This is a genomic window from Cytobacillus praedii (assembly GCF_001439605.1).
Classification (GTDB): domain Bacteria; phylum Bacillota; class Bacilli; order Bacillales; family Cytobacillaceae; genus Cytobacillus; species Cytobacillus praedii.
The window spans coordinates 134,064-148,013 of the sequence record NZ_LMBX01000007.1 but is presented as its reverse complement, the minus strand read 5'-3'; the positions used below and the strand labels follow the sequence as shown (position 1 = coordinate 148,013).

Annotated in this window: 10 protein-coding genes; 1 reads left to right on the top strand and 9 read right to left on the bottom strand. The window is 37.8% G+C overall.

From position 1 onward, the window contains the following. Window positions 1-275 precede the first annotated feature (275 nt). Complete coding sequence (gene brnQ / locus ASU02_RS09940) at window positions 276-1,622, top strand: branched-chain amino acid transport system II carrier protein (RefSeq protein WP_057763266.1); 1,347 nt, start codon at window positions 276-278, stop codon at window positions 1,620-1,622. A gap of 327 nt (window positions 1,623-1,949) precedes the next feature. Here brnQ and ASU02_RS09935 read toward each other — a convergent pair whose 3' ends face one another. From ASU02_RS09935 to ASU02_RS09895, 9 genes are all read right to left on the bottom strand, one after another. Then, entirely contained in the window at window positions 1,950-2,909 is a 960-nt protein-coding gene (locus ASU02_RS09935; protein WP_053475725.1) for an ABC transporter permease, read from the bottom strand. Then, the gene (locus ASU02_RS09930; RefSeq protein WP_057763265.1) at window positions 2,910-3,956 is read right to left on the bottom strand and encodes an ABC transporter permease; all 1,047 of its coding nucleotides are present in this window, start codon (window positions 3,954-3,956) and stop codon (window positions 2,910-2,912) included. Window positions 3,957-3,959: 3 nt separating this feature from the next. Beyond that, entirely contained in the window at window positions 3,960-5,483 is a 1,524-nt protein-coding gene (locus ASU02_RS09925) for an ABC transporter ATP-binding protein (RefSeq protein ID WP_057763264.1), read from the bottom strand. Between the two features lie 258 nt (window positions 5,484-5,741). Next, entirely contained in the window at window positions 5,742-6,851 is a 1,110-nt protein-coding gene (locus ASU02_RS09920) for a BMP family lipoprotein (RefSeq protein WP_057763263.1), read from the bottom strand. Window positions 6,852-6,935: 84 nt separating this feature from the next. Continuing rightward, window positions 6,936-7,661 carry a GntR family transcriptional regulator gene (locus ASU02_RS09915; protein WP_057763262.1) on the bottom strand — a complete coding sequence of 242 codons (726 nt, stop codon included), beginning with the start codon at window positions 7,659-7,661 and terminating at the stop codon, window positions 6,936-6,938. Window positions 7,662-8,110: 449 nt separating this feature from the next. Next, window positions 8,111-10,453 carry a DNA translocase FtsK gene (locus tag ASU02_RS09910; protein ID WP_057763261.1) on the bottom strand — a complete coding sequence of 781 codons (2,343 nt, stop codon included), beginning with the start codon at window positions 10,451-10,453 and terminating at the stop codon, window positions 8,111-8,113. Window positions 10,454-10,886: 433 nt separating this feature from the next. Beyond that, window positions 10,887-11,099, bottom strand: coding sequence for a YlzJ-like family protein (locus ASU02_RS09905; RefSeq protein ID WP_057763260.1), 213 nt, complete (start codon window positions 11,097-11,099; stop codon window positions 10,887-10,889). Further along, a complete protein-coding gene (locus tag ASU02_RS09900; protein ID WP_057763259.1) occupies window positions 11,096-11,845 on the bottom strand; it encodes a ClpP family protease in 750 nt (249 codons plus the stop codon). Before ASU02_RS09900 ends, ASU02_RS09905 begins: the two co-directional genes overlap by 4 nt. A gap of 350 nt (window positions 11,846-12,195) precedes the next feature. Further along, entirely contained in the window at window positions 12,196-13,863 is a 1,668-nt protein-coding gene (locus ASU02_RS09895; RefSeq protein WP_269745971.1) for a ribonuclease J, read from the bottom strand. Between the last annotated feature and the right edge of the window lie 87 nt (window positions 13,864-13,950).

Genomic DNA, 13,950 nt, shown 5'->3' with positions numbered 1-13,950 from the left:
GCAAGAAAGATCCATTTTGAATAAATATACGAGCGTTTTCAAATATATAGATAAATGTTCAGGATTTGAAATTATTCCCTAAATAATGCTGGAAAATGACTAAATATTTTATTAAAATAATATATTGTGTTCATTATCCTGATATGTTATTTTATTAAAGCAATATATCAATTGGGTCCGAGAGGTGGCAGTTTTTTTAAAATATTATATCTAAATAATAATTTTCAGAATAATTGATTTTATCAAGGGGAAATTAGTAGAAAGGGGTAGTAGTTGTGAATCAAAAGATTTCAACTTCTTATATTATTGTTTTAGGGTTAATGCTATTTGCATTATTTTTTGGAGCGGGCAATTTAATATTCCCAATTATGATGGGCCAGGAGGCAGGAGCTAATATCTGGGTAGCTATGGCTGGATTTGTCATTACTGGTATAGGATTACCTATATTAACTGTTATCTCTCTAGGTTATTCTGGGGAAAGTGATATTCAATCATTAGCAAATAGAGTCCATCCATGGTTTGGGTTAATATTCTCTATTATTTTATACTTAGCTATCGGACCTTTATTTGCTATACCAAGAGCAGGAACGGTATCCTTTGAAATTGGTATTCGTCCATTAATCCCAGAATCTTGGGATACGATGGGGCTGTTTATTTTCTCGATTCTTTTCTTTTTAGTTGCAACATTACTTTCACTTAATTCTTCAAAAATTGTTGACATCTTAGGTAAATATTTAACACCAATAAAAATAAGCTTTTTGTCTATTTTAGTCATTGTAGCTATTTTTAAACCACTAGGTGTTCTTCAGAAACCTATCGGTGAATACACAAACAATTCATTCTTCAGTGGTTTTTCAGAAGGATATTTAACAATGGATGTTTTAGCAGCTTTCGTATTTGGTATTATTATTATCAATTCGCTTCGCTCTAAAGGGGTCGAATCAGGTAAAGTGATTTTGGTATCTACACTGAAGGCTGGTTTAATTGCTGCAATTCTTTTAGCATTCTTTTATAGTGCTTTGGCATATATGGGAGCAAGCAGTGTTTCGAAATTAGGTATTTTAGATAATGGCGGCTCAGTTTTAGCTGGGGTAGCTAATCTCTACTTTGGATCTTTTGGCGGTGTCATACTTGGCGCTCTCATCACTATGGCATGTATGACTACCAGTGTTGGTCTAATCAGTTCTTGTGCCACCTATTTCAATAAAATTTTGCCTAAAGTTTCTTATCGCAGTTTTGTTATCATCTTTGCCATCTTTAGTACGGCTGTTGCTAACTTCGGATTAAGTCATTTGATTTCAATTTCAGCACCGGTATTAACAGCCATATATCCATTAGCAATTGTATTATTGTTATTAACTTTCTTCCACAATACATTTAACGGGAAGAAGATCGTTTATCAATTAAGTATGTTATTCACGTTTATCGTAAGCGTATTTGATGGATTAAATGCAGCTGGATTTGGAATAAAGCCAGTTGATCAATTATTTTCTTCTATCCTTCCATTATATGAAGTTGGATTAGGCTGGCTATTACCTGCGGTTATAGGGGTAATACTTGGTATTATTATAGGTTTATTTAATCCAATGGGAAAAGAAAAAGAGGAAGAACAATTAATTTAATAGCAATTAAAAGGCAGCCACAAGAGATTAAAGAGCATTCTTTAATCTTTTGTGGCTTTTCATTTTGAAAGGTTGGTTAAAATTTTCTTTTCTTAAAACTACAAGTCACTTCACTCTTTTATTTTGTTTGTACATTACCATACTAAATGGATTACTGGAATAATTAACATTTTGATATATCAAAGGTAGCGAAAAGCTGCCTTTTTCTCTTTAAATCAAGCATCTCTCTTTATTCAAAATTGACTCGATTATGGATAAGTGCAAATCCTGCAATCATATCAAAAAAAAGACCCACTCTTCATAATAGAGTTAGGTCTTTCATACTTTTTAACGGTTTCCTTTAATATATGGGACTCCAGATGCTTTTGGTGCGTCAGCACGGCCGATAAAGCCAGTTAACGCAAGAATTGTTAGCACATATGGAGCAATTAGTAAATACACATTTGGTATATTCTCAAGGAACGGCAAGCTTGAACCAATAATACTTAAGCTTTGAGCAAAACCAAAGAATAATGCCGCACCCATCGCACCAAGCGGATGCCATTTACCGAAGATCATTGCTGCTAGTGCCATGAACCCTTGTCCACTAATTGTTGCATGGCTGAAATCAGAAGTAATTGATTGTGCATAAATTCCACCGCCAATTCCACCAAGTGCTCCAGATAGAATAACAGCGATATAACGAATTTTCGTTACATTGATTCCCATAGTATCAGCAGCCATCGGATGTTCACCGACAGAACGAAGTCTTAAACCAAATGGTGTTTTGAAAATCACATACCATGCAATAAATGCAATAATTATTGCTACATAAGACGTATAGTATGTGTTAGAGAAAAATATCTTTCCTAAAATCGGTATATCACTAAGGATTGGAATATCTACTTTACTGAAACCTTTTTGAATGATATCAGTTTGACCTTTATCGTACATAAATTTCACAAGAAACAATGATACCCCTACTGCTAATAAGTTAATAGCTACCCCGGAGACTGTTTGGTCTGCTCTAAATGTAATAGAGGCAACTGCATGAATAACAGAGAATAGGCCGCCTACAACCATTGCTGCCACTAAGGACACCCAAGGAGTCATATCCCCAAACACATCAGCAAATGTTAAGTTAAAGACGATTGCAGTGAATGCGCCAATAACCATTAAACCTTCGAGTCCAATGTTAACCACACCGGAGCGCTCTGAAAAGGTACCGCCAAGTGCAGTAAAAATAAGCGGTGCAGCCCACAGCATAGTTGACGGGATAACAATTGATAGTATATCCATTAAGCTCACTTACTTCGCCCCCTTTTTGCCGATACGATCAATAAAGATTCGGATCATATAACTTGCAGCTACAAAGAAAACGATTAACGCAATAATTATATCAACAAGTTCATTTGGTACACCTGCTTCAAGCGGCATGTTTAGCGCTCCTACTTTTAAAGAACCAAATAAGACAGCAGCTAAAATAATCCCGATAGGTGTATTTCCACCAAGTAATGCTACGGCGATACCATCAAAGCCGACACCTGTAAAGCCACCTCTTATAGATGCGTAGCCAAATGTACCTAGACCTTCCATCGCACCAGCAAGACCAGCAAAAGCTCCAGAAATAACCATTGATAAAATAATATTTGATTTTACACTCATTCCCGCATATTCTGATGCATGCTGATTAAAACCAACTGCTTTCAATTCATAGCCTCTAGAAGTTTTTTCTAAAATAAACCACATAATAAATACACATATAAGTGCAACAATAATTCCCCAATGCAGACGAGAATAGTCTGTCAGACCTTCTAGAAACGGGGAACGAAGAGAAGCTGACGGGAAAACATCTGCTGTCCGGTCACTCTTTTCTGAAAGGACAGTGCGGATAATATAGTTTGCTACATGTAATGCAATATAGTTCATCATAATCGTAACAATTACTTCGTGAACGCGAAACTTCGCTTTTAAAAGGCCAGGTATAAATGCCCATAGTGCACCGGCAGCGGCAGCTGCTAACACAGCTAATGGAAGGTGGATGAATTTAGGTAATTCAAACGCGACTCCAACCCATACTGCCGCAAGCCACCCAACAATTAATTGACCCTCTACTCCAATATTGAAAAGGCCTGTTTTAAAGGCAAATCCAACAGCAAGCCCTGCAAGAATATATGGGGTAACCTGCCGAATTGTTTCACCAGTATAATATATATCACCAAATGCTCCATCCCAAAGAGCAATAAATGCTGCACCAGCATCATAGCCAGTTATTAACATGATAATCGTACCGACAATGATTCCTAATAATACGGCAAGAATCGGCACGATAATATTTTTCATGCGACTAGACATCTGTTATTCACCTGCTTCCTTCCGTTTAGAACCGGCCATTAATAACCCTAATTCTTGTTCTGTCGTTTCCTTCGGATCAACAATCGCAACGATTTGTCCTTCATAGATTACGGCAATGCGATCACTTACATTCATTACTTCATCAAGTTCAAATGATAGTAATAGAACCGCTTTTCCATTATCACGCTGTTCAATTAGGCGCTTATGAATAAATTCAATCGCCCCGACATCAAGACCTCGAGTAGGCTGTGCTGCAATAAGCAGATCTGGATTTCGATCAACTTCACGGCCGATAATAGCCTTTTGCTGATTACCACCCGATAAAGCCCGTGCGGGTGTAAATTCACTTGGAGTACGGACATCAAACTCATCTATTAAGCCTTTTGCTTTTTTGTAGATTTCTTTATAGTTCAGTATTCCGCCATTTGAATATGGTTTTTGATAATACGTTTGAAGGACCATATTTTCCCCAATTGGAAAATCAAGAACAAGTCCATGTTTATGACGGTCCTGCGGAATATGCCCTACACCAGATTCAGTTACCTTTCTTGGTGAAAAATTGCGAATTTCCTTTCCATTTAACAGGATTGAACCGCTTTCAGACTTTCTTAGGCCTGTGATTGCTTCAAGCAATTCGGTTTGGCCATTGCCATCTACCCCTGCTATGCCCACTATCTCTCCTGCTCTGATTGTGAGATCTAAGCCATTAATTGCTGGCAGCCCGCGGGCATCCTTTACTCTTAAATCTTGAATTTGAAGCACTTCCTGTTTGGGACTTGCTTCAATTTTTTCTGTTTTAAATGTAACTTCACGGCCAACCATTAAGCTAGCTAAATCATTAGGATTTGTTTCACTAACATTAACCGTCCCGATGCCTACGCCTTTTCGAATAACTGTTACACGATCACAAACTTCCATTATTTCTTTCAGCTTGTGTGTGATTAATATGATCGATTTTCCCTCTTTAATCAGGGTCTTCATGATTTGAATAAGTTCATGAATCTCCTGCGGAGTGAGTACAGCTGTTGGTTCATCAAAAATTAGGATCTCTGCCCCACGGTATAGTGTTTTCAAAATTTCCACACGCTGCTGCATCCCAACAGAAATATCTTGAATTTTTGCGCGCGGATCAACAGCTAAACCGTATTTCTCGGAAATCTCACTAACCTTTTTTTCCGCTGTTTTAATATCAATTTTTCCGCCTTTTGTAATCTCACTTCCAAGGATTATATTTTCTGTAACCGTAAACGGATCAACTAGCATAAAGTGTTGATGCACCATTCCAATTCCTAGATCATTGGCAATATTCGGATTGGTAATTTTTACAGACTTGCCTTTTACTTTGATTTCTCCCTGTTCAGGCTGATAAAGTCCAAAAAGGACGTTCATAAGTGTAGATTTCCCTGCACCGTTTTCACCAAGCAAAGCATGGATTTCACCCTTTTTCACTTGCAGCGTAATGTTATCATTCGCTACAATCCCAGGAAATTCCTTGCGAATACCCAGCATTTCAATAACGTAATCCATTTTTTCACTCCTTTAAAAATAAGGAAATTTTTAGTAGTAAGAGGTCAGACTTTATAAACTGAAAAAATAAACTATAGAAATAAATTCTATAACTATTTAAATCACAATTAGTCTATAGTTGATAAACCTAAGTGAAAAGTTGAATGGCTTCAACGTTTCAATTAAATTACCAAAATAGAAACTGAAATATAATCGCTTAAAAAAGGAATAAGGGGTCCGTCCTGCAACCCACTTATTCCATTTTTATTATAAGTATTATTATTCTGCTTTGAAATTAGCTAGCTCATCTAAAGTACCAGGAACAGTGATATCACCATTCTTGATTTTATCTGTCCATTCTTTTACAGCAGTTTCGATATCTGCTTTTGTTGTTACTTCTTCATTAATTGGAGCTAAGCTAACACCATCTTCAGCTAAACCATAAACAATTGTTTCTCCGCCAGGGAAGTTACCTTCCATTGACTTTTTAGAAATATCTTGTACTGCATGAGAAACACCCTTCATTGCAGATGTAATGATTACATTATGTTCTTTGCCGTCGATTTCAACTACACCTTCGCCGGATTGGTCAGAGTCAACACCAATTGCCCAAATTTCTCTTTTTGGATCTTTCTTCTTAAGATCTTTTGCTTCTGTAAATAATCCGTTACCAGTACCGCCAGCAGCGTGGAAAATTACATCAGCACCAGAAGAATACATTTGTGCAGCAGTTGCTTTACCTAAGTCAGCTTTATCGAATGCTCCTGTATAATGAACATCCACTTTAATGTCAGGATTTACAGCTTGGATACCTGCTAAGAAACCTGCTTCGAAACGCTCAATAACTGGGCTTTCCATTCCGCCGATAAAACCAATATGATTTGTTTTTGTAGTTTTTGCAGCAGCAACTCCAGCAAGGAATGCAGCTTCTTGCTCTTTAAATAATACGCTTACAACGTTTGGCTGTTCAACTACATCATCAATGATTCCGAAGTGAACGTCTTTTTGTTGCTTCGCAATTGTATCAACGTCAGCTTTTAATTTAAAACCGATTCCGAAAATTAAAGAGAAATCTTCACGAGCAAGCTTATTTAAGTTTGTCGCATAGTCTGCGTCTGATTTAGATTGAAGGTAGTCATATCCGCCTTTTCCTTGCTCAAGTCCATTTTCAGAACCGAAAGCTTTAAGACCTTCCCAAGCAGATTGGTTAAATGACTTATCATCAACACCGCCAACATCTGTTACCATTGCAACTGAGAACTTGCTTTCTTTGTCTCCGCCGTCCTTAGCTGTACCTTCATCCTTTTTGTCACCATTTCCACATGCACCTAAAATCGTTCCAGCTGCTAGTGCAAGTGACAAGACTAGACCAAATTTGCGTTTCTTCAAGGTATGTACCCCCTATTATTTTTTTACCCGATAGTAGAAATTATTATAGGTACGATCGTTTTAATTCCATTAAACCCCTATCTTTTATACTCTTTTTCTAAGGACTTGGAAGCTAAACTTATCGGCTCTAAAATAATTGACTGAATAAAGAATCGGCTCGTCCATTTCGTCGAAATGCATTTGCTTTAATACAAGTAATGCAGTTTCAGGATCACATTCGAGGATTGGCGAAACTTTTTCGTGGTAGCCAATGGGTTCAATCGAAGCAACCGCATATGCAATTCTCCGGCTAGTTCCATTTTCAAGCATATTGAAAATGGATTCTTGCTCGTGAGAAAAAGTACCAGTTAGTATTTTATCAGGAACTTTATCAATACAATACACGACTGGTTCACCATTAGCGGTTCTAACCCTTTCAATCACCACAATTTCTTCATCCATCGTACATGAGAAACGGCGTATATCCTCTTCTGTCGGTCCTATTGTTGATGAACTCAAGAAAATAGTCCCAGGCTTCATCCCTGCTTGTAATATCATGTCAGTAACGCTGCTTAGCTGTTCAATACCTGAAGTAAACAATGGCTTTGCATTTACAAATGTACCAACTCCGTGTCGCCGAATGATAACGTTTTCTTCTTCGAGAATACGAAGAGCTTCCCGGAGTGTCGCTCGGCTTACACCAAGCTGCTTTGCAAGATCAAATTCAGAAGGAAGTTTCTCTCTTTCCTTATAAATTCCATTTTCGATATCTTGCTTTAAGTGGTCAATCACTTGTAAATATAAATGCCGGTTATCTGACTTAATAGACATGCAGTGTTCCTCCAACCAATTTTCGTAAAGGACATCAGACCTCTGATGTTCAATCATTCCTACTAATCGAAAATACTATAACACTTTTTACCTAATAATGAAATAGTATTTTCAAAAATGACTTAAAAAGGTGATTAAATTATCACTCCCATTTTCAGTTGCATAATCAAAAAACAAAGAATGCCTTGAAAACGGTGTCATCGGGATTACACCTTATTTTTCACTACGCTAAACCTATTTATTAAATGAATATTTCTCTTTTATTTTCTTTAGATATTCTCATTAAAATTATCCCGTTTTTCATTATGTTAATTAGTATAGCATAAAAAAAGGCCTATCTAATGATAGACCATTTTTATTTAGGAAGTTTTCGCTAACATTAGCACTTACCAATAATTTTCATCAAAATACATGGTGTACTCTCAACATTTTTTTGAAATTATCTTTATTTATGAACTTGCTTCGTCAGAAGGCTTGCCAACTAGAACTGCCCTTGGCTTACTGCCTTCATATGGGCCTACGATTCCTCTTGCTTCCATCTCATCAATCAGCCTAGCTGCCCTTGAGTAGCCAATCCGAAATCGTCGCTGCAGCATGGAAACAGACGCCGTCTGCATTTCAAGAATAAGCTCAACTGCGTCATCATATAAATCATCGTCAACCGCAGTTGTTGTTTCCGGAATATCATCTGGTATCATTTCTTCCTGATATTGAGCCTTTTGCTGTTCAATGACAAAGCTGACAACCTCCTCAACTTCTTCATCTGACAAAAATGCTCCTTGAACCCGAACAGGCTTGGATGCACCTACCGGCAGGAAGAGCATATCTCCTCTGCCCAGCAATTTTTCAGCTCCACCCATATCAAGAATGGTGCGAGAATCAGTTGCAGATGAAACAGCAAATGCAATTCGGGAAGGAATATTCGCTTTAATGACTCCTGTAATGACATCAACAGAAGGGCGCTGTGTTGCGATAATTAAATGGATTCCTGCGGCTCGAGCCATTTGTGCAAGCCTAGTAATTGCATCCTCTACATCTGAAGAGGCAACCATCATTAAATCGGCAAGCTCATCCACAATCACGACAATGTAAGGCAATAACGGCTGTTGCCCTTCCTCTTCTGCATTATGTCTGTTCACATGATCATTATAGCCTTCAATATTTCTTGTGCCTGAATGGGAGAATAATTCATACCGTCTTTCCATCTCACTGACAACTTTTTTTAATGCTTGAGACGCCTTTTTCGCATCTGTTACTACAGGTGCCAGCAAATGAGGTACCCCATTATAAACATTTAACTCTACCATTTTTGGATCAATCATCATCATTTTCACTTCATGTGGTTTTGCTCTCATTAAGATACTCGTAATAATGCCATTAATACAGACACTTTTCCCGCTCCCTGTTGCACCTGCCACTAGTAAATGGGGCATTTTATTAAGTTCTGCTAATACAGACTCACCAGTAATATCACGGCCTAGTCCTATCAATAGTTTCGAATTCGGCTGATCATTTTGCTTTGATTCAATTACTTCTCTTAATGAAACCATAGCAACTTCCGAATTCGGTACTTCAATTCCAATAGCTGATTTCCCTGGGATTGGAGCCTCTATCCGAATATCCTTTGCAGCTAGTGCAAGCGCTAAATCATCATTTAAGCTAACAATTTTGCTCACCTTTACGCCTACATCTGGATGCACTTCATATTTTGTAACAGCTGGACCTAAATGCACCTGGGTAACCCGCGCCTTTACACCAAAGCTTTGAAATGTTCTTTCCAGCTTGGCTGCATTTGCATGAATTAATTCATATTCCCCACTTTGATCGGTCTGACGAGGAAGCTTTAATAATCTCATTGGCGGCAACTCATAATCTTTATTTTCAACCTCTGTAAATGTAATCTGTGGCGAGGAATCTATTTCTGATTCTAATGCTGAAAGCTCCTTCTCCTTTTTCAGCCCAGAACTTTCTGTTTTTTCATTCGCATACAAATCCTTTTGTGTAAAACTAGAGATGATAGGTTCAGGATTAAACTCATCGTAGGATTCTTTTCCGCTATTAATCATAATAATTGGTTCTGCTTCTTGTTCCTTCGCTTTTTCTTTTGCCTCTTTTAATTGGGCTTGTCTAACTAATTTTTTTTCTTTATGTGACCCTGACCATTCTTTCCAATCATTAATAAAAGCTTCCCATTGTCTTTTTAAGACATTAGAAATGGCTGTTCCTAGTTTGCCTAAAGCATCCCCTAGTGTTTTCCCAGTTAAAAGAATCAAGCCGATAATAATAAGTACGAAGGCAATGATTTTTGTTCCTGCTCCATCAAACAGAAAATAAAAGAGTGCAAACAGGGTTGCGCCAATCATTCCTCCACCTAAGTCTGTCGTACTCGTTTCCCCGTTTACTTCCATCCAAAATAATTCCCATGTGTTCGCAATGACACTTGGATCCTGAAATTGCCCGCCATTCGAAAGAAGCTGAAATAGCTTAACATGGCTTAATAATAGGATAGAGCATAAAATTAAATAGATTCCGAATAACTTAGTATGTAATAAGTATGGGATCGTTCTCTTCCACATGAGGTAGCCTGCAAAAACAACTAAACCTAATAGACTTAATATATACCATTCACCCATGAAGAATCTAAAAAACATAACTGTTGCTTTTCCCACCGCTCCAAGCTTTGCCATCGCAATGGCGGATAATGCAATCAGTACTAAGGCAAACAGCTCGTATTGAATTGTTTTCTTTAAATTTTCTTTTTTCTTTGTTCTTCTTCGCTTTTTTTTGGCCATTTAATCACCTAATTCAATTTCTTCTTTTTCCCATTTTAAACAAAAATATCATTTGCCATCCATTTTCAGTTTTTGAATAACCAATGCTGAAGCCCGATGATTAGGATAGCATTTGAAGGGACTCAATTGAAAGACATTCTAAACGATTCTGTTGTCTAGTCTTGCGCGACCCTAAGCTCACAAATGCGTAACGCCCTGTCAAATTGATATCCCCCATATCTTCTGTAGGCTAGGCAGGGGCTCCTCCTATAAGCTGCTATATTCTGCAATTTCATACGCTCGAAGCATTTCTTGTTGAGCTATACGCAGACCAGCCAATAACAAAGTTATCTAAAATATCCGAATTTATTGCTTCCTATATAGTGAAGAAAGCAGCCATTCGATGGCTGCTCTAAAGTTTCTCTATATTATATCATATTGCATCAATACACTGTTAAGCTAATGTTATTTTTGTTCCGGGGGTATATTTATCATCCATGAAATGTGTGGGATCACTGCTCATAACCCTGACCACCGTACAATCCTGACCACCATCCATTTCTACAAGAAGTGGGATTCCATTATACGTAACCACTTTTTGTTTGCTAAATTCAGCAGCGTCCGTCGGAAAGACAAGTTCATGAGGCATGGAAGTATATAGTATCATTGGACAATCCCTTCATTCCCTTGTTTATTATTCTCTATTAATTCTTCTAATTTTTTTAGTGCTGGACCAATGCCACCAACATTATCAATTAGCCCATATTTCACCGCATCCGTACCAACTACATTTGTTCCGATGTCCCTTGTTAGGTTGCCTTTTGCAAACATTAAATCTTTAAAGCATTCCTCTGAGATATTTGAATGTTTCGTAACAAAATTAATTACTCGATCCTGCATTTTATCTAAGTATTCAAATGTTTGCGGAACGCCTATCACAAGACCTGTTAATCGAATTGGATGGATCGTCATCGTTGCTGTTTCAGCAATAAAGGAGTAACTGCATGAAACGGCAATTGGCACACCAATCGAATGACCTCCTCCAAGTACAATGGAAACAGTTGGTTTTGATAATGAAGCGAGCATTTCCGAAATAGCTAAGCCAGCTTCTACATCTCCTCCTACTGTATTCAATATAACAAGCAACCCTTCTATTTTTGGATTTTGTTCAATAGCAACAATTTGTGGAATAAGATGCTCGTATTTGGTCGTTTTATTTTGCGGCGGCAGTTGGAGATGACCTTCAATTTGACCAACAATTGTTAAACAATGGATTTTTGAATCCTGCGAAAGCTGTGGAACATTGGTTTGGCCGAGCTGTTGTATTTTATCTATGAGACTTGGCGGTTGTTCTTCCTTTGGTTGATCAGGCTGTTCATTTAAAGAATCATTTTGTTTTTTATCATTTCCCATCGTTTTTTCTCCCTTCAATCCTATTAAGGCTGTAAATATCAAGCCATATAGATTTAGTATGGTCGTTGAAGGAGATTTAATGCGGGAAATCAATTAAAGTACAATTGCGGAACTGCATTCAGGACAATCTAATAGCCAATTGTATCTGCGCCTCTTCCAAGAGACTTCCTTTGGCCTAAACACAGACAAATACGAGACAAATCCGCTAGGAGGTTGTTCTTAAACCTTCCGGTTGGCAGACTTTTGGCCAAGGGGACCGCTACTAGACAAGCTTGGACCCACAAGGGGGATAGCCACTGGAGCTTGATATACAAAGAAAGCACAGCAATGAGCTGTGCATTTTGTTTAATCTATACCTCCATAATAATCGGTAAGATCATTGGTCTTCGTTTAGTTTTCTCAAATAAGTATTGATTCAGTTCATCTCTCATATCTTGTTTGATGCCTGTCCAATCGAATGAATCTTTCGAAATGCTTCTTTCCACAATATCGCGAACTCTTTTTGTTGCTTCCACTAGCAGCTCTTCTGACTCCCTCACATAAACAAAACCTCTAGAAATAATCTCCGGTCCAGCTGATATTTTTTTCTCTTTTTTATTTAAGGTGACAACCACTAATAAAATCCCATCTTGTGAAAGGAGTTTTCGATCTCGTAGAACAATATTCCCAACATCTCCAACACCGCTTCCATCAATGAGCACATTCCCTGCCGGAATTCGGCCAGCCGGGTGTATTTCTTCATCAGCCAGTTCTACCACTTCACCTTTTTCAGGTATAAAAATCTGATCACCTGTTAAGCCGCATTCCAAAGCTAACTTTGCATGCGCCTTTAACATCCGATACTCACCATGTACTGGAATAAAAAACTTCGGTTTCATTAAGTTAATCATAAACTTTAATTCTTCTTGACTTCCATGACTTGACGTATTGAAGGTTCCCCTGCCAGAAATTACACTAGCACCAGCTCGATATAACATATCAATAGTCTTAGCAATGAATACTTCACTTCCCCTTAATGGCGTACCCGCAAGGAGAACAGTATCCCCTGTTTTTACATTTACTTGCTTATGTGTCTGTTTGGCCATTTTCTGTAGAACTTCAATCGGTTCACCTTGCGTGCCAGTAGTTAAAATTACAAGTTCATCATCAGGATGAGCTGATATTTCTGTTATCGGGACCAGCGTTTCTTCAGCAACGTGTAAATATCCCTGCTGGAGAGCAATATCAACTGCCGTTTGTGTGAATCTGCCCACGATTACTACTTTCCGCCGACTTTCAAAAGCTGCATCAAAGATATGCTGAATTCTTATAATATCTGATGCAAATGAGGCAGCAATAATTCTTCCTTGTGCACGTTGAAATGCATCCGTAACCTGTTTTATTACTTTTGATTCAGATAAAGTATACCCAGGTTTTTCCGCCTCTGTGCTATCAGATAAAAGACAGAGCACACCTTCATCACCAATATACGCCATTTTTCCAATTTCTGTTTTATACCCTTTTGCTGCTGCTTGATCAAATTTAAAATCTCCAGTATAGACAATACTTCCTTCTGGTGTATGGATGCAAATGCCCACACTGTCAGGAATGCTATGGGTAGTATGGAAAAAAGATACCTTTGCTGAGCTGCATTCAACTTTTGTATCTGAATTAACCTCGATAAATTTCGGATTCCCTTTAAACTCTTGTTCCTTCACTTTTGCTTTTGCAAGTTCCAGAGTAAACCTTGTCCCATACACAGGAACATCAATTTCATTCAAAATATAGGAAAGAGCACCGATATGATCTTCGTGTCCATGTGTCAAAAATATTCCCTGTACTCGTTCCTTATTTTGTATCAGGTAAGTGATATCAGGAATTACAATATCAATTCCGAGCATTTCATTTTCTGGAATCATTAATCCAGCATCCAGTACAAATATGTCCCCATCCACTTCCACAAGGTACATATTTTTACCGAATTCCCCTACTCCTCCTAATGCCATTAACTTGATGCTTGTTTTTCGTTGATTGTTCAAAGTAAACTTCCTCCTACAATATGTTGTCCGACCATAGATCAGTTACCAATATTATACTTGAATGAGGAAATAAATAAAATATTTAAA